This window comes from Curtobacterium sp. USHLN213 (assembly GCF_037144815.1).
Classification (GTDB): domain Bacteria; phylum Actinomycetota; class Actinomycetes; order Actinomycetales; family Microbacteriaceae; genus Curtobacterium.
Genome location: NZ_JBBCYQ010000010.1, coordinates 105,318 through 122,590 on the forward strand (window position 1 = coordinate 105,318; position 17,273 = coordinate 122,590).

The 17,273-nt window shown below is 72.2% G+C and carries 14 protein-coding genes; 11 read left to right on the top strand and 3 right to left on the bottom strand.

Annotation, left to right across the window (positions count from 1 at the left end; genetic code table 11):
• The first annotated feature begins 39 nt into the window (after positions 1–39).
• From WFH25_RS14435 to WFH25_RS14485, 11 genes are all read left to right on the top strand, one after another.
• Entirely contained in the window at positions 40–1,581 is a 1,542-nt protein-coding gene (locus WFH25_RS14435; RefSeq protein WP_071302831.1) for an MFS transporter, read from the top strand.
• Positions 1,582–1,919: 338 nt separating this feature from the next.
• Positions 1,920–2,480: an MOSC domain-containing protein gene (locus WFH25_RS14440; RefSeq protein WP_336698285.1), complete on the top strand. Its 561-nt coding sequence runs from the start codon at positions 1,920–1,922 to the stop codon at positions 2,478–2,480.
• Between the two features lie 83 nt (positions 2,481–2,563).
• Complete coding sequence (locus WFH25_RS14445; RefSeq protein ID WP_071296072.1) at positions 2,564–3,457, top strand: sulfurtransferase; 894 nt, start codon at positions 2,564–2,566, stop codon at positions 3,455–3,457.
• A 117-nt stretch (positions 3,458–3,574) separates the two neighbouring features.
• Complete coding sequence (locus WFH25_RS14450) at positions 3,575–4,642, top strand: NAD-dependent epimerase/dehydratase family protein (RefSeq protein ID WP_336698286.1); 1,068 nt, start codon at positions 3,575–3,577, stop codon at positions 4,640–4,642.
• A 4-nt stretch (positions 4,643–4,646) separates the two neighbouring features.
• Positions 4,647–5,219: an ATPase gene (locus WFH25_RS14455; RefSeq protein ID WP_336698287.1), complete on the top strand. Its 573-nt coding sequence runs from the start codon at positions 4,647–4,649 to the stop codon at positions 5,217–5,219.
• Positions 5,220–5,257: 38 nt separating this feature from the next.
• Entirely contained in the window at positions 5,258–7,102 is a 1,845-nt protein-coding gene (locus WFH25_RS14460) for a thioredoxin domain-containing protein (protein WP_336698288.1), read from the top strand.
• A 19-nt stretch (positions 7,103–7,121) separates the two neighbouring features.
• Positions 7,122–10,982, top strand: coding sequence for an ATP-dependent RNA helicase HrpA (hrpA, locus tag WFH25_RS14465; protein ID WP_336698289.1), 3,861 nt, complete (start codon positions 7,122–7,124; stop codon positions 10,980–10,982).
• Between the two features lie 18 nt (positions 10,983–11,000).
• A complete protein-coding gene (locus WFH25_RS14470) occupies positions 11,001–11,774 on the top strand; it encodes a CPBP family intramembrane glutamic endopeptidase (protein WP_336698290.1) in 774 nt (257 codons plus the stop codon).
• On the top strand, positions 11,771–12,139 hold the full coding sequence (locus WFH25_RS14475) for a VOC family protein (protein ID WP_070418086.1): 369 nt from the start codon (positions 11,771–11,773) through the stop codon (positions 12,137–12,139). Before WFH25_RS14470 ends, WFH25_RS14475 begins: the two co-directional genes overlap by 4 nt.
• Before the next feature lie 6 nt (positions 12,140–12,145).
• Positions 12,146–13,453: an HAD-IA family hydrolase gene (locus WFH25_RS14480; RefSeq protein WP_336698291.1), complete on the top strand. Its 1,308-nt coding sequence runs from the start codon at positions 12,146–12,148 to the stop codon at positions 13,451–13,453.
• Entirely contained in the window at positions 13,450–14,106 is a 657-nt protein-coding gene (locus WFH25_RS14485; RefSeq protein WP_071296078.1) for a CatA-like O-acetyltransferase, read from the top strand. The genes WFH25_RS14480 and WFH25_RS14485 overlap by 4 nt, the downstream gene beginning before the upstream one ends.
• 22 nt (positions 14,107–14,128) lie before the next feature.
• On the opposite strand, the gene WFH25_RS14490 is transcribed toward WFH25_RS14485, so the two are convergent.
• From WFH25_RS14490 to WFH25_RS14500, 3 genes are all read right to left on the bottom strand, one after another.
• The gene (locus WFH25_RS14490; RefSeq protein ID WP_070418084.1) at positions 14,129–14,800 is read right to left on the bottom strand and encodes a DUF4166 domain-containing protein; all 672 of its coding nucleotides are present in this window, start codon (positions 14,798–14,800) and stop codon (positions 14,129–14,131) included.
• Complete coding sequence (locus WFH25_RS14495; RefSeq protein ID WP_336698292.1) at positions 14,797–15,426, bottom strand: SRPBCC family protein; 630 nt, start codon at positions 15,424–15,426, stop codon at positions 14,797–14,799. The genes WFH25_RS14490 and WFH25_RS14495 overlap by 4 nt, the downstream gene beginning before the upstream one ends.
• A gap of 227 nt (positions 15,427–15,653) precedes the next feature.
• Positions 15,654–17,273 carry a hypothetical protein gene (locus tag WFH25_RS14500; RefSeq protein ID WP_092385924.1) on the bottom strand — a complete coding sequence of 540 codons (1,620 nt, stop codon included), beginning with the start codon at positions 17,271–17,273 and terminating at the stop codon, positions 15,654–15,656.

Below are 17,273 nucleotides of genomic sequence, written 5' to 3' on the forward strand. Positions count from 1 at the left end.
GTGCTCCACCATCCCTCCACCTTCTCGAAGGAGGCTGCCGTGACGGCAGAACAGACCGTGCCGACCCCCACGGGGACAGCACCCACGACTTCCGGCTCCACGCCCGACAAGAGCAACCACCGTTGGATCGCCCTGGCGGTCATCGCCCTCGCGCAGCTGATGGTTGTGCTCGATGCGACGATCGTCAACATCGCACTGCCCTCGGCCCAGGCCGACCTCGACTTCGGCACCGACCAGCGCCAGTGGATCGTCACGGCGTACTCGCTCGCGTTCGGTTCGCTGCTGCTCCTCGGCGGGCGGCTCGGCGACCTCTTCGGCCGGAAGAACACCTTCATCATCGGGCTCGTCGGCTTCGCCGTGGCGTCCGTGCTCGGCGGCCTGGCGGACTCGTTCGGCCTGCTCGTCGCCGCTCGTGCGCTGCAGGGCGTGTTCGGCGCGCTGCTCGCCCCCTCCGCGCTGGGCATGCTGACGACGACCTTCCGCGACCCGAAGGAACGCGGCCGTGCGTTCGGCATCTTCGGGTCGATCGCCGGCTCGGGTGCCGCGATCGGCCTCCTTCTCGGTGGCGTGCTCACCGAGTACGCGTCGTGGCGCTGGTGCCTCTACGTGAACGTCGTGTTCGCGGTGCTCGGCGTCATCGGCGCCCTGGTGTTCATGGCGAAGCCGCCGAAGGTCGAGCGCCCGCGCATCGACGTCGCCGGTGTCCTCACGATCACTGCCGGCCTGGTCGGCGTCGTCTACGGCTTCTCCAACGCCGAGACCAACGGCTGGGACTCCCCGGTCACGATCGTCATGCTCGCCGCGGGCGTGGTGCTCATCGCGGCGTTCGTCTTCATCGAGACCCGCGTCGCGCACCCGCTGCTGCCGCTCCGGGTCGTGCTCGACCGTGACCGCGGTGGCTCGTTCATCGCGATCGGCCTGGTGGCGATCGGCATGTTCGGCATCTTCCTGTTCCTGACCTACTACCTCGAGCAGACCCTCGGGTTCAGCTCGCTGCAGACGGGTCTGGCGTTCCTGCCGATGCCCCTCTCGATCATGATCTCGGCGACGCAGATCGGTGGTCGCCTGCTCCCCCGCGTCGGGCCGAAGGTGCTCATCTTCGCCGGTGGTCTCGTCGCGTCGATCGGTCTGCTGCTGCTCCTCCGCACGGACCTCGACAGCTCCTACGCGGGCACCGTCCTGCCGGCGCTCATCGTGATCGGCCTCGGCATGGGCACGATCTTCTCGTCCGCGATGAACACCGCGACGACCGGGGTCGCCCGTGCCGACGCTGGCGTGGCCTCGGCGACGGTGAACACGATGCAGCAGATCGGCGGCTCGATCGGCACCGCGCTCCTGTCGACGATCTTCGCGGACGTCGTGGCGAACAGTCTCTCGGGGCTCTCCGCGGCGCCGACGAAGCTCCAGCAGGCGCAGGCCGTGCTCGACGGGTACCACGTGGCGTTCGGCATCTCGGCGGGCGTGCTCGTCCTGGTCGCCCTGGCCGGTGGGCTCCTCATCAACCGCCAGTCGGTGCGGCTCGCGAAGCTCGAGCACGCCAGCGCGGCGACGACGGGCAGCATCCCGACCGCGGCGCACTGACCCGCACCGCTCGACACGAACGGCCCGTCCCGGTTCTCCGGGGCGGGCCGTTCTGCGTCTCCGGGCTCGGGTGCGGCGGGGCGGGGCGGGCGGGGCGGGGCGGGCGGGGCGGGCGGGGTGGGGGCGCCGAGGCCGACGCCGACGCCGACGCCGAACGACATGGTCGACGTCGCACGACATCGGCGTTGTCGCTCGTTGCGCTCGCGAGCATTCGCGGTCCGACGGGAGCGACATGATCGAGGTCGTACGACAACGGGTTTGTCGTTCTGCGTCGACACTCCAGGCACTCCGCGCGGGCCCCCCTCGCGCCCCGACCCGATCCGCGCCAGGATCGAGGGGTGACCGAACACCAGGAAGACCACGCCGCCGTCGTCTCCGTCAGCCGCGACACCGACCACCGGTTCAGCAAGCCGGTCGTGGACGAGGTCGTGCTCGTCGCCGGCTGGGGCATCGAGGGCGACGCACACGCCGGCACCACCGTCCAGCACCGGTCCCGGGTCGCGCGCGACCCCTCGCAGCCGAACCTGCGGCAGGTCCACCTGCTGCACACCGAACTCTTCGACGAGGTCGCCGCGGCCGGGTACGAGGTCGCCCCGGGCCAGATGGGCGAGAACGTCACCACCCGCGGCGTCGACCTGCTCGGGTTGCCGACCGACACGCTCCTGCACCTCGGCGACGACGCGTGCGTCCGCGTGACCGGCCTGCGGAACCCGTGCCAGCAGATCAACGACTTCGAGCCCGGGCTCCTGCGCGCCGTGCTCGGTCGCGCCGAGGACGGCTCGGTCGAGCGCAAGGGCGGCGTGATGGCCGTCGTCGTCACCGGCGGGGTCGTCCGCCCCGGGGACCGTATCCGCGTCGAGGTCCCCGCCGGCACGCCGGAACCGCTCCGTCCGGTCTGACGATCCGCCGCAGGACGCGGCCCGGTTGCGCCGTGTGTCGGTTTCCCTCGCACACGTCAGGGGTGCCGATTACCCTTTCCGGCATGGCCCCCGTCCTGACCTCGCCGCTCGTGTCGACGCAGTGGCTCGCAGACCACCTCGGTGCTGACGAGCTCGTCGTGCTCGACGCGTCCGTGCACACCGCGGGGACCGGTCTCGAGACGACGTGGCAGACGGCGCGGGACTCCTACGAGCAGCGCGGACACGTCCCGGGTGCCCGGTACGCCGACCTCGTCGAGGCGTTCTCCACGCCCGACGCCGACGTCCCGTTCACCCGACCCGGTGCCGAGCGGTTCGAGTCCGCCGCCGGCGACCTCGGCGTGACGAACACCTCCACGGTCGTGGTCTACGACGACAGCGTCGGCGAGTGGTCGGCGCGGCTCTGGTGGATCTTCCGCTCGTTCGGCTTCGACTCCGTCGCAGTGCTCGACGGGGGCTTCACGAAGTGGCGGGACGAGGGCCGCCCGGTGCGCGTCGGTGCGCTCCGATCGGCGCCGAAGCCAGCGTCGACCCCGGCGTCGCACGTGGGCGACGCGACGGCGACCACGACCTTCCTCGCGGGCGAGGAGCGTCCGCTCTGGGCCGACCACGAACGAGTCCTCCGTGCCGTCTCGGGCGAGCAGCCCGCGTCGCTGGTGTTCGCCGCGCCCGAGTCCGCCCTCGGCGCCGAGCACCCGCCGATCGTCCCCGGCAGCACCCCGATCACCGTGGACACGCTCGTGGACCCCACGACGAACGCGTACCTGCGCCGTCCCGCCCTCGAGCAGGCCTTCGCATCCGTGCTCGACGCCGACGAGATCGTCACGTACTGCGGTGTCGGCAGTGCCGCGTGCGTCGACGCCCTCGCGCTGACGGTGCTCGGCCACGAGAAGGTCCGGGTCTACGACGGGTCCCTGCTCGACTGGTGGCGGCGCGAGCCCGAGGCGCTGGCCTCCTAGCCCGACGACACCGGCCGCCGACGCCCGTCACACCGGCGGCCGACACCGGTCACACCGGCGGCCGACACCGGCGGCCGTCTCGGGTGGCCCCGCGCCCGCGCCGACTACCGTTGACCCATGAGCACCAGACGCGCGGTCGTCCTCGGCGGTACCGGCGGGATCGGTTCGGCCGTCGCGCGTGCGCTCCTCGACGCCTCCGGACGCGGCGGCGACGACTGGCAGGTGGACGTGGTCGCCCGCCGCGGTGGCCCCGTCGCCGACGAACTCACCGCGGCGGGAGCGACGTTCCTCCCGGGCGACCGTCGCGACACTGCCGTCCTCCGCGACCTCCTCCGCCCCGGCGCCGACCTGCTGGTGGACACGGTCGGCCTCACCCGCGACGACGCCCGGCAGCTCCTGCCCTTCCTCGACGACGTCGGCTCGACCGTGTTCGTGTCATCGAAGGCCGTGTACGCCGACGAGCAGGGTCGGCACGCGAACTCGCTGGACAAGCCCGTGTTCGGCGGCGCGGTGACCGAGCTGCAGCCGACCGTCGCGGCGGGCGACGGCGACCCCACCGGTCGTGACGGCTACGGCGCCGCCAAGATCGCCGCCGAACAGGTGCTGCTCGACCACGGCGCCCCGGTCACCGTGGTCCGGCCCTCGAAGGTGTACGGCGTCGGCATCGGTCGGCCGCGCGAGTGGTTCGTCGTCCGGCGGGCGCTGGACGGTCGGGAGCGCATCCTCCTCGCCGACCACGGCCGCAGCGTCGACCACACCACGGCCGCCAGCGGCATCGGTTCCCTCGTCCGCCTCGTCGCCGACGCACCGGACCGCCGCATCCTCAACGTCGCCGACGACACCGCGCCGAGCGTGCTCGAGATCGTCCGCACCATCGCCGGTCACCTCGACCACCCGTTCGACGAGGTCCTGCTCGACGCCGACGCCCCCGCGTTCGTGGGCACCACCCCGTGGACCACGCCGACGCCGTTCGTGCTCGACACCACCGCCGCACGCGCCCTCGGGTGGGAGCCGCCCGTGTTCGCGACGGCGGTCCGGCCGGAGCTCGACTGGCTCGTCGAGACGGCACACGCGGTCCCGGCCGGCAGCGACGTGCCGTGGGCCGACGACCCGTTCTGGGACCGGCTGTTCGACTACGGCCCCGAGGACGCCGCCCTCGCCCTCCTGTCGCTCAGCCGGGACTGATGCCGTGCCCCGCTCAGAAGTCCTCTTCATCGGGGGCAGGTCCGGCGTGGGCAAGTCGACCGCGGCGGAGGCACTGCACGACCTGCTCGTCGCCGCCGACGTCCGGCACGCCGTCATCGAGGGCGACTTCCTCGACCTCGCCCACCCCGCGCCGCACGTCGAACACCCGGAGGCCCGCGTCGCCGAACGGAACCTCGCCGCGATGTGGGCCCGGTACCGCGAACTCGGCCACCACCGGCTCGTGTACACGAACACCGTGTCGGTGCTGGAGCAGGACGCGTTGGCCGAGGCGATGGGCGACGATCCCGTCGTGACCGCCGTGCTGCTCCGCGCCGGCGACACGACGACCGCCGACCGGCTGCGCCGTCGTTCCGGTGGGCACCTCCCCGAGGCGCAGCTGGCGCACAGCACACGGACGGCCAGGAGGCTCGACTCGGCTGTCCGAGGCGACGTCACCCGGGTGGACACCGACTCCCGGTCGCCGGTCGACGTGGCCGCGCAGCTCGCGTCGCTCGTGGGCTGGGTCGGTCTGCGGCAGCCTGTGGACACCGCGGATCCGTCCACAGATCGCGACTGAGGGCAGCGCACCCAGGACGGTCGAGGCAGGCTGGACGCATGACCGACAACCGCCTCGGCTCCGCCGTCAGCCCGTACCTCCGCCAGCACGCCGACAACCCGGTGGACTGGCGTGAGTGGGGCCCGGAAGCCTTCGCCGAGGCCCGCGAACGCGACGTCCCCGTGCTCGTGTCGGTCGGCTACGCCACGTGCCACTGGTGCCACGTCATGGCACGCGAGAGCTTCTCCGACCCGGGCATCGGCGAGCTCCTCCGCCAGGACTTCGTCGCGGTGAAGGTCGACCGCGAAGAACGGCCGGACGTGGACGCCAGCCTGATGGCCTCGGCGAGTGCCTTCACGCAGCAGCTCGGCTGGCCCCTGACGACGTTCCTCACACCGGACGGGCACGTGTTCTTCGCGGGGACGTACTTCCCGCCGTCGCCCGTCGGGCAGGTGCCGGCGTTCCGGCAGATCCTGGCGGCGGTGCTCGACGCGTGGACCGAGCGCCGGCACGAGGTGGACGCGAACGCGAGTGCGATCGCGGCGGCGATCCGGCAGGGGGCCGAGGCGGACCGGACCGCCCGCGGTGGCGCGGACGGTGGCGGGGACGAGCCGCGCCTCCCGAGCGTCGACGACGTCCGAGCCGTCGTCGACCATCTGGCACCAGCCGAGGACACCACCCACGGCGGTTTCGGCGGTGCCCCCAAGTTCCCGAGCGCGCCGCTGCTCGAGTTCCTGTCGGACGTCGCCGCCGACGGCGACGCTCGGGCGTCCGCACTGCTCGAACGTTCCCTGCACGCGATCCGCGCGAGCGAGCTGACCGACGCCGACGGCGGGGTCTTCCGGTACGCGACCAAGCGCGACTGGTCGGTGCCGCACTACGAGCGGATGCTCTACGACAACGCGGGACTGCTCGCGGTGGCCGGGGCGGAGCAGGCCCGGGGCATCGCCGACTTCCTGCGGGACACGCTCCGGCGTGCGGACGGCGCGTTCGTCGCGGCGCAGGACAGCGAGTCCACCATCGACGGCCGGCGGGTCGAGGGCGAGTGGTACCGACTCCCGCTCGACGAGCGTGGGCGGCTCGACCCCCCGCCGCTCGACGACCAGGTGCTCACCGGGTGGAACGGCCTGGCGATCCGGGGGCTCGCCATCGCCGGGGCCCGCCACGGGGACGCCGAGATGATCGAGCTCGCACGGGGTGCGGCCGACGCGATCGTCGCCGGACACCTCTCGGACGGACACGTGTCGGTCCGGTCGAGCACTCCGCGCGGCGCGTCGACGGCGGCGCCCACCATCGAGGACGTGGGACTCCTCGCCGAAGGGCTTCTCGAACTCGCCCTCGTCACCGGGGAGCTCCCCTACGCCGACGTCGCGCGCACGCTGGTCGACGACGGCCTGGTCGGGCGGTTCGACACCGACCCGGTGCTCGCGGCAGCTGGCACCGCCACGGGCGAGCAGCCGCAGACCGCCATGCGCTCCGGCACGGTCGCACTCGCCGCGGCCGCCGCGACGCTCGCCGCGCTGACCGGCGACGAGTCGTACCGGGGGGCGGCGGTGTCGCTCGTGGCCGACCGGGCCGTCACCGGGACGGAGCGGCCGCTCGGGCACGCCGATGCCCTCGGGGTCGCGCTCGCGCTGCAGCGTCCCTCGCGCGAGGTCGTCGTGGTCGCGTCGGACCCGGACGACCCGATCCGTGCGGCGGCCCGCGGCGCTCGGCGTCCGGGGACCGTCGTCGCCACGGTGACACCGGCACAGGCGGCCGACTGGTCCACCGCGGGCTTCACGCTCTTCGAGTCCCGCGACGGACTCGACCCCGCCGGGTACGTCTGCCACGACCGCGTGTGCGCCCTGCCGGCGCGTACGCCAGAGGAGCTAGCGGCACAGCTCAGCGCCCCGGACGCCTGACGGGTATCCTGGAATGCTCATGTCTGCCACCCCCGTCATCACGTACCCGCCCGAACTGCCGGTGTCGCAGCGGCGGGACGACATCGCTGCCGCCATCCGCGACAACCAGGTCGTGATCGTCGCCGGCGCCACGGGGTCGGGCAAGACCACCCAGCTGCCGAAGATCTGCCTCGAGCTCGGACGTGAGCACATCGGGCACACCCAGCCCCGACGGATCGCTGCCCGGACCATCGCCGAGCGCGTGTCCGAGGAGCTCGGGGGCGAGCTCGGCGGCCTCGTCGGGTACCAGGTCCGCTTCACCGACAAGGTGTCCTCCGACACCCGGGTCAAGCTGATGACCGACGGCATCCTGCTCAACGAGATCCACTTCGACCGCGACCTCAAGCGGTACGACACGATCATCATCGACGAGGCGCACGAGCGGTCCCTCACCATCGACTTCCTGCTCGGCTACCTCAAGCGGCTGCTCCCCCGCCGGCCGGACCTCAAGCTCATCATCACGAGTGCGACGATCGACCCCGAGTCGTTCTCGCAGCACTTCGGCGGGGCACCGATCATCGAGGTCTCCGGCCGCACCTACCCGGTCGAGATCCGGTACCGCCCGCTCGTCGCGGAGGACGCCGACGACGCCGACCGCGACGACGAAGGCGACGAGGACGATCCGCGGACGGACGACCACGGCGGCCGCACGGCCGACGACCGCGACACGATGCAGGGCATCACCGACGCGCTCGACGAACTCGCGCAGGAGGACCCGGGCGACGTCCTCGTGTTCCTCTCCGGCGAGAACGAGATCCGCGACGCCCAGGACGCCATCGAGGGCAAGCGCTACCCCGGTACCGAGGTCCTCCCGCTCTACGGTCGCCTGTCCGCCGCCGACCAGCACCGGGTCTTCGAGCGGCGCACCACACCGGGCATCCGACGCCGAGTGGTCCTCGCGACCAACGTGGCGGAGACGAGTCTGACGGTCCCCGGCATCAAGTACGTGATCGACGTCGGCACCGCCCGCATCTCCCGGTACTCGCCGCGGGCCAAGGTGCAGCGGCTGCCGATCGAGGCGATCTCGCAGGCGAGCGCGAACCAGCGCTCCGGTCGCGCGGGCCGCACGAGCGCCGGCATCGCGATCCGGCTCTACTCCGAGGACGACTTCGAACGCCGTCCGGAGTTCACCGACCCCGAGATCCTCCGGACGAACCTCGCGGCGGTGATCCTGCAGATGATCTCGCTGGGGTTCGGCGACATCGAGGCGTTCCCGTTCCTGCAGCCGCCGGACTCCCGGGGTGTGAAGGACGGCCTCGACCTGCTCCGCGAGCTCCGAGCCGTCGACGCCGCGGGCACGATCACGAAGACCGGCAAGCAGCTGACCCGGTTGCCCATCGACCCCCGGCTCGGACGCATGGTGCTCGAGGCCGGTCGGCAGGGCGTCGGGCGCGAGGTCATCGCCGTCGTCAGCGCCCTGAGCATCCAGGACCCGCGCGAGCGCCCCCTCGAGAAGCGCGCGCACGCCGACCAGTTGCACGCCCGGTTCGCCGATCCGACGAGCGACTTCCTCACCCTGCTCAACCTCTGGAACCACATCGAGGACAAGCAGGACGAGCTCTCGTCCAGTGCGTTCCGCCGCCTGTGCAAGGCCGAGTTCCTGAACTACCTCCGCATCCGCGAGTGGCAGGACCTGTACCGGCAGCTCTCCCGTGCGGCGAAGCAGGTCGACGTCCGCATCGGGCAGGCGCGCTCCGACGACGGCGACGCGGTGCACCGTTCCCTGCTGGCCGGACTCCTCAGCCAGATCGGTCTGCGCGACCGTGAGAAGCGCGACTACCTCGGCTCGCGGAACACCCGGTTCGTGGTGTTCCCCGGCAGCGTCCTCGCCAAGAAGCAACCGGACGCGGTGATGGCAGCCGAACTCGTCGAGACGAGTCGGCTCTTCGCCCGGACGGTCGGTCGGATCGACCCGGCGTGGGTCGAGCCGCTCGCCGGAGACCTCCTGAAGCGCACCTACGGCGAACCCCACTGGGAGAAGAAGCAGGGGGCGGCGGTCGCCTACGAACGGGTCACCCTGTTCGGCGTCCCGATCGTCCAGCGCCGCCGCGTGCAGTACAAGCGAGTCGACCCGGAGCACTCGCGTGAGCTCTTCATCCGGCACGCGCTCGTCGAGGGCGAGTGGGACGCGCAGCAGGCGTTCGACCGCGACAACCGCAGGCTGCGGCGCGAACTCGAACAGCTCGAGGAGCGCACGCGTCGCCGCGACATCCTCTTCGACGACGAGCGGGTCTTCGAGTTCTACGACGCCCGCATCCCGGCCGACATCGCGACCACGCGCGACTTCGAGGGCTGGTGGCGCCAGACGAGGCGCGAGCAGCCGGACCTGCTCACGATGCGCCGGTCGGACCTGCTGGACGAAGACGCGGCCGAGGCCGCACAGGACCAGCAGGAGTACCCGACCCAGTGGCGGAGCGGCGACCAGCGCCTCGCGATCAAGTACCGGTTCGAACCCGGCGCACAGGACGACGGCGTGAGCGTGCAGGTGCCGCTCGCGCTGCTCCCCCGCATGCGCGAAGAGGGCTTCGACTGGCAGGTCCGCGGCCTCCGCAAGGAGCTCGTCACGGCGCTCATCAAGTCCCTGCCGAAGCAGATCCGGAAGAACGTCGTCCCCGCTGCCGACTGGGCCGAGAAGATCGTCGCCGAGCTCCCCGACGACGCCCCGACCGAGCCGACCGAGTCGTTCCGCGCCACCCTCGCCAAGGCGATCCAGCGCATGACCTACGTGCCGGTGTCGGAGTCGGACTTCGACCTCTCGCGGGTACCGGCCCACCTCCTGCCGACGTGGGCGGTCGTCGACGAACGCGGCCGTCGGGTCGAGGCCGGCAAGGACCTCTCGGCCCTGCAGACGAAGCTCAAGGACCGGACGCAGCAGAGCGTCGCCTCGGCGACGACGCGCGCCGCAGGGCGTCCAGGAGGCGCGGCTCGCGTCGCGTCCGCTACCTCCGGTGGCGCCGTGGAGCGGTCAGGGCTCACCGCCTGGCCGTCCGACGACCTGCCGCAGGTGCTCGACACGAAGCAGGCGGGTGGCGTGATCCGCGCGTACCCGTCCCTCGTGGAGGAGGGCGACGGCCCGAAGGCGACGGTCGGCGTCCAGCTGCTCGCGACGCCGTCCGACCGGGCCGTGCGGATGCCCGCGGGTGTCCGGCGGCTGGTCATGCACGCGGTGCCTTCGCCGGTCTCGTACATCCAGTCCCACCTGACCGCGCAGGAGAAGCTCGCGCTCGCCGCCAGCCCGTACCCCTCCACCGCGGCGCTCTTCGACGACGTCCTCGCGGCGGTCGTGGACGCCGGGATCCGCCGGGCGCACCCCGACGGGCGGGTGTTCACGAAGACCGACTTCGAGTCCGTGCGCGACACCGTGTCCGCGACCGTCGTCGACACGATGTTCACCGCCGTGTCCGAGGTCGCCGCGGTCCTCGCCGCGCACCGGGCCGCGGAACGGTCGCTCAAGCAGGCGAACTCGATGTCGCTCCTGCCGGCGCTCACGGACATGCGGCTGCAGATGGAGCGGCTCGTCTTCCCGGGATTCGTCTCGGTCGCCGGACTCGATCGTCTCCGGCGCATCCGGGTGTACCTGCAGGGCGTCGACGCACGCGTGCAGAAGCTCCTGCAGAACCCCGGGCGCGATGCCACGTGGATGCGCGAGGTCACCGTGGCGACCGACCGGTACGTCGACGCGGGCGGCACCTTCCCGCCGTCCGTCGGAGCGCACCCCGAACTCGTGCACGCCCGCTGGATGCTCGAGGAGTTCCGGCTCAGTCTGTTCGCGCAGGAGCTCGGCACCGCCGAGACGGTCTCGCTGCAGCGCATCACGAAGGCCCTGGCCGCCGCCCGCTGATCCCGCTAGCCTCGGGGCATGGTGGGGACGACGGCGGGGCCGGAACGGGTGCAGGCGCGGTACGGCAGGGCGATCGAGCGCGGGGACGGGCGGGACTTCCCGTACTACGACGGTGATCCGCTGCCGTTGTCGATCCTGCAGTGGGTGGCGGTGATCGCGGCGTGTGCCGTCGGGTTCCTCGTCCTGAGCTTCACCCCCGCGGCGGACAACGTCCAGTCGCTGGTCCCCCGGTTCCTCTTCGCCGCGATCCCCCTCGCGGTGTTCATCGCCTTCACCCGGCGGCACTGGTCGCGGATCTTCCAGCGGACCACGGGGCGGGACGTCCTCACGATGGTGGGGTTCGCGGTGGCGAACCTCATCGTGACCTTCGCGGTGGGCATCGTCGTCAAGTACGTGTTCGGCGCGAACTCGAACGGTGCGACGGACGGCATCCACGGCGCGGCCGAGGTGACGGCCTTCTACGTCGGCACGGCGATCCAGCTGTTCGGCGAGGAGCTCTTCTCGATCCTGCCGTTCCTCGCCGTGCTGTCGTTCTGCGCGCGCGGCGGGATGTCGCGGAAGGGCGCGATCCTCGTGGCGTGGCTCGTGACGGCGGTCTGGTTCGGCGCCGCGCACCTGCCCACGTACGGCTGGAACCCCGTCCAGGCGTTCCTCGTCATCGGTGTCGCACGGCTCGTCCTGACGCTGGCGTACATCCGCACGAAGAACATCGCCGTCAGCACCGGCGCGCACATCATCAACGACTGGGTCCTCTTCACCTTCGCGATCGTCACGGCGGGAGCACTCCTGTGATCGGCACACTCGACGTCATCGTCCTCGACTGCGCGGACCCTCGCGCGCTCGCCCGCTTCTACGCCGAACTGCTCGGCGGCGAGATCGTCGGCTTCGACGAGGACTGGACCGAGGTCGCGCTCCCCTTCACGGACCACCGGCCGATCCTCGCCTTCCAGCAGGTGGCGGAGTACCGCGCCCCCGAGTGGCCCGGCCAGGACGTCCCGCAGCAGAGCCACCTCGACGTGAAGGTCGACGACCTGGACGCCGGCGAGACCGCGGTCCTGGCCATCGGGGCGACGGCGACGGGCTCGGGGACGGACACGTTCCGCGTGTATCTCGACCCAGCCGGGCACCCGTTCTGCCTCATCCGTCCGAACGACTGACGGCTCGTGACGGGCATCCGCGCGGTCCTGTTCGACCTGGACGGCGTCATCCGGCACTTCCACCCGGAGCAGGTCGCGGCCATCGAACGCGCGCACGGCCTGCCACCGGGAACGATCGAGGCGGTGGCGTTCGCCGCGCCCCTGATCGACGAGGTGACGACCGGCCGGATCACCCGGGCCGAGTGGGTTAGGGCCGTCGGCGAGCGCATCGGCGACCCGGCCGCCGCCGAGGCCTGGGGCCGACAGCCGTTCACCCCGGACGCCGAGGTACTGGCCCTCGCGGACGAGCTCTGTGCCGCCGGGTACACGACGGCGGTGCTCACGAACGGCACGGACGGCATCCCGGCCGAGGTGGCCTCGTTCGGCCTGCACGACCGGGTCGACGCCGTGTTCAGCTCGCACGAGATCGGGTTCGCGAAGCCCGACGTCCGGGCCTTCCGGCACGTGCTCGACGCGCTCGACCTCGACGGACCCGAGGTGTTCTTCACGGATGACTCGGAGCGGAAGCTGGCCGGGGCGGAGGAGCTCGGCATGCGGGTCCACCACTTCACCGGGGTCGACGGACTCCGTGCTGCCCTGCGCTCGAGCGGCATCGACCTCACCGACGCCGGTGGATCCACCTACCGGGCCCGCATCGACCTGCTCGCGGAGGCGGTCGACGGGTTCGAGGCCGTGCTCCGGACGGGCGACCACAGCGCCGTGGTGCCGTCCTGCCCGGGGTGGACGCTGGCGGACCTCGCCGGGCACCTGACGGACGTCCACCGCTGGGCCCTCGGCCAGCTCACCGGGACCGACCCCGACGACCCGGAAGCGCCGGAGCCCGCCGACCTCGCCGACCGGTTCCGCGCCGGCGCGGACCGCCTCGTGGCCGCGCTCCGCGGGCGCGCCGCGGACGCCGCGTGCAGCGCGATCTACCCACCCGACACGGCCGGCACGTGGGCACGACGGCAGCTGCACGAGACGACGATCCACCTGTGGGACGCGCAGCAGGCGATCGGGGGCGAGCCGCGCCTCCAGGCCGACACGGCGGCAGACGGCGTGCGCGAGGTGGTCGCCGACCTCTACCCGCGCCAGGTGCGCCTCGGCCGCGTCGACCCGTTGTCGGAGACCGTCGTGTTCCGGTTCCCGGACGCCGACGGCGAGGCGGAGCTCGTCGGGACGGCGGGTGCCGGGCCGGCGGTCCGGGTGACGGGGCGGGCGGAGGACCTGCTGCTCGTCCTCTGGGGCCGACGCCCGCTCGACGCGGTCGCCGTGACGATCGACGGGGACCGCTCGGCACTCGACCAGGCGCTCGCGACGAAGCTGGTCCCATGACCGAGCTCCGCCCCGTCGACCTCGACCGCTGGCCCCGACGCGAACACTTCGAGCACTACCGCGACCGGGTGCCCTGCACGTGGGAGATGACCGTCGAGCTCGACGTCACGGACTTCGCCGAGACCGTGCGCGCCACGGACCGCCGCACGTACGCGTCGCAGATCTGGGCGATCGCCTCGGTGGTGAACCGGCACGCCGAGTTCCGGATGCAGCTGCTCGACGACGGGTCGCCTGCCGTCTGGGACGTGGTGCACCCGATGTTCACCGTGTTCCACCCCGACACCGAGACGTTCTCGGTGCTGACCGTCCCGTACGACGACGATCCGGCACGCTTCCACGAGGCCGCGGTCGCCACGATGGAGCGCTACCGGGACGACCACCGGATGTTCCCGCAGGAGGACCGCCCGCGGAACGTGTTCGACATCTCGACCCTGCCCGGGGCGTCCTTCACCGGGTTCGCCCTGCACGTGCGCGACGGCTGGGACCACCTGCTGCCGATCTTCACCATCGGCCGGTACCGGTTCGTCGAGGGGCGCACGCTGATGCCGCTCGCGCTCCAGGTGAACCACGCGGTCACGGACGGCTTCCACGGGTCCCGGTTCGTCGACGAGCTCCAGACGGTGCTCGCCGAGGCGGGGTGGCTCCGCCGCTGAACACCCCTGGTGGCCGCCGCGGTCAGGTCCGGAGTTCGGTCCGCCGCGGCTTCAACCGCTCGGGGGCGTCGGTCGCCGGCGTCCACTCGCAGGTGAACGTCCCGCGGTAGCCGAACAGGAACCCGAAGACGCGGTTGTGCACCTCGAGGTCGACGTGGAACGCCTGGTCGTCGTCCGACCACCACTCGTGCAGGGTCGCGCGACCGCTGAACAGCATCGGGAAACGGAACGCGATCGGCCCCTCGTAGAACCGCTGCGCGTCCGAGGTCAGGACGAGGCCACCGCGGTCGTCGACGGTCAGGTCGAGGTCCACCGCGAGGTGCTGGTGGGAACCGAGGTAGTCGAGCACCCGGCCGTCGACGAGCACCATCGTGGCGTCGAACCGAGCGGTCCGCCCGGGCTTGGTCGTGTAGGTCCGGACGAACGTCACCGTCTCGCGGCCGTACCGGTCGCGGTAGGGGTAGTTCTCGATCGTGAACGGCACGTCCGTCCCGACGTCCGGGACGAGGATGTTCCGCAGTCGCCCGATCTGCAGGAACGGCACGGTCCACCACGGTCCCCGGCGGATCGACGTCATGACCCCGCGGCCGGTGCACGCCTCGGCGGCGTCGAGACCGACGCCGAACCTGCGGCGCATCTGCGGGTGCAGCCGCTGGAAGTCGGCGCCGAGCGCCTCCTCGAACACCGAGCTCATCGGTCGCCTCCCGGGTCGGGCAACGCCGCCAGGGTGGCGGGCGCGTCGTGCAGCTGGTCGCCTCGCCGGGTGCCTCCGACGGGTGCGCGGCGGGTCCTGGAGGCGCGGGGCCGGTCCCGCCGCCACGGCTGCAGCACCGAGGTGAGCGGCCAGGCCTCCGGCTCGGCCCCGCCTTCCAGCCAGATCCGGAGCCGGTCGAAGCTCCACGCGGTCGCCCAGCCGAGGAGCGGCCGGACCACCAGGTCGAGCGGGCCCCAGCCGGAGTCGTAGTCGTAGCCGGTGACGAACCGGGTGCGCCCGTCGTCCGTCGGGACGTACCGCCAGTAGCCGCGGCCGGCCCGGATCGGCGACAGCTGGTCGTCGGTCGCGAACCGCAGCGCCGACGTGCGGGTGCCGTCCGCCCGACGTCGCTCGCCGATGCTCACGCCGGTGCCGTGCACGTCGTGCACCGGGGAGCGCCGGACGTACGTGAAGCGGGCGGCACCGTCGGCGTCCGCCGGCTCGGGGACGATCTCGGAGAAGCGGACGTCCCACCGGACGTGCTGCTCGGGGTCCTGCGTCGCCGCCCACACCCGGTCGACGTCGGCGTCGATGACTGTCTCGACGTAGATGCCGCGCTTCCCCACAGGGCTGAGCGTAGGGCACGGAGCGCGCCGGGTTCGGGCAATCCGCGCGACCCGTGACCGTTCCGGTTCGCGATCCCCGGGTTCCGCGAACCGGAACGGTCACGGCCGGAGGCGGATGCGAACGTCCGCGAGCCAGCGGGGTCCGGTGGGGGGGTGGACGCGCCGGTCTGGGGGACGGGAGGCGCGGGGCGGGGCCGACCCGCGCCTCCCGTCCGTCAGCAGCCGCGTCAGGAGGCGCGCGCCTCCAGCGCCTGCTCGTACTCGCGGCGGATCGCGTCGCCGCCCCGGCGGCGCCAGTCGCGCACCGTCGCCCGCCACGACGAGACCGTCGCCCGCCCGAGCAGCACGTCGTTGATCGCGTTCGTCGCGAACGTGCCGACCGCCGGTCCCTTCGTCGAGTTCGTCGGCGAGTACAGGCCGTAGACGGGGTTCGGCAGGCCGCGATCGAGCCAGGACGCCAGCGATTCGTACACGGTGTCGGTCATCGTCGGGTTGCCCGCGTAGTAGAGCGGCAGCGGGCACTCGGTGAAGTACTGCAGCGGGAACTCGCCGAGCGCGGTCTCGCTGTTGCCGGTCTTCGTCAGGACCGGGGCGCCGTCGCGGTACTCGAAGTCGCGCCCCTCGATGCCGAACTTGCGGTAGGTCCAGGCCTCGGTGCCGAATGGCGAGGCGCACCAGTTGAGGACCTCGAGGAGCATCCGCACCCGGGACTCAGAGCCGGCGGCCACGGACGTGATCGTGTTGTTCGGGTCGCCCAACCAGGGCTTCGCGGCGCCTCCCGACGGTCCGACGAACGGGGCGATCGTCAGCTCGAACCCGGAGCCGGGCGTGGCCTGCTGCAGGAGTCCCGGGATCGCGCTGTACGTGTCGGACAGCATCAGCGCGGAGCCCTGCACGAACCAGACCTTGCCGTTGTAGGCCGTGACGCTGTCGGGGTGGACGAGGTCCTCGGCGATGAGCCGGCGCGACACGTCGAGGAGCTCCACGTACTCCTCGAGCTCGTACATGTGGGTGAGCCGCCCGCCCTGCTCCTGCCACTGGTTCGGCAGGCCGAGCATCGGCGCGAGGATGCTCGTCGGCACCGAGGCCAGGGCCCATCGGTTCGCGTGCGGGTCGGAGACCTGCCGGCAGAGCTGCACGAACTCGTCGACGCTCGAGAACGACGGGTCGACGCCGAGCCGCTCGAAGCGGTCCTGGCGGCGGTGCAGCGCCTGCGAGGTCAGCGGCCCCCGCGGCACCGGGACGCCGTAGATGCCGCCGGAGAACACCGTCCCGCGCCACGACGCCGTCGGCAGGTTCGCCAGGTACGGGTAGTCGCGGACGCCGCTGCCGGAGAGGTACGGGCTGAGGTCGGCGGCCTTCGCCTCGAGGAACTGCGGCAGGTACGAGAACGCCTGGTTGATCGTGAAGACGTCGCCGAGGGTGTCGCCCGCGACCTGGGTGGCGAACTTGTTGCCGAAGTCCGCGTTCGGGGTGATCGTCAGGTCGAGGTCGATCCCCATCCGCTCGTCGAGGCCCTGCCAGTACGGGTTGCTCCCCTTCGAGGGCGGGACGGGCGAGTTGGTGGGCACGCTGCCGTGCACGGTCGAACCGTCGCCGGGCTTGCCCCTGGTGGGCACGAGCGTCGCCGGGATCTTCCGGAAGGCGCTCGGCATGAGCGGGCTCGTCTTCGGCAGGACGGGCTCGGGGCCGCCGGTCCACGGGACGTAGTCCGGCAGCTGGACGGCCTTGTTGATGGCCCGGACGTCGGTGGACCGGGTGACGGTCGAGCAGCTGGCCAGGAGGGTCGTGGCGGCGATCCCGAGTCCGCCCGCGACGAGCGCGCGGCGGCTGATGGAGGTGGTCAT

Excerpts from the sequence above, each read along its gene's own strand:
- WFH25_RS14445 (WP_071296072.1), top strand. The coding sequence starts at position 2,564 with ATGGCCCCCGTCCTGACCTCGCCGCTCGTGTCGACGCAGTGGCTCGCA.
- WFH25_RS14450 (WP_336698286.1), top strand. The coding sequence starts at position 3,575 with ATGAGCACCAGACGCGCGGTCGTCCTCGGCGGTACCGGCGGGATCGGT.
- WFH25_RS14460 (WP_336698288.1), top strand. The coding sequence starts at position 5,258 with ATGACCGACAACCGCCTCGGCTCCGCCGTCAGCCCGTACCTCCGCCAG.
- hrpA (WP_336698289.1), top strand. The coding sequence starts at position 7,122 with ATGTCTGCCACCCCCGTCATCACGTACCCGCCCGAACTGCCGGTGTCG.
- WFH25_RS14470 (WP_336698290.1), top strand. The coding sequence starts at position 11,001 with ATGGTGGGGACGACGGCGGGGCCGGAACGGGTGCAGGCGCGGTACGGC.
- WFH25_RS14485 (WP_071296078.1), top strand. The coding sequence starts at position 13,450 with ATGACCGAGCTCCGCCCCGTCGACCTCGACCGCTGGCCCCGACGCGAA.
- WFH25_RS14490 (WP_070418084.1), bottom strand. The coding sequence starts at position 14,800 with ATGAGCTCGGTGTTCGAGGAGGCGCTCGGCGCCGACTTCCAGCGGCTG.
- WFH25_RS14500 (WP_092385924.1), bottom strand. The coding sequence starts at position 17,273 with ATGACCACCTCCATCAGCCGCCGCGCGCTCGTCGCGGGCGGACTCGGG.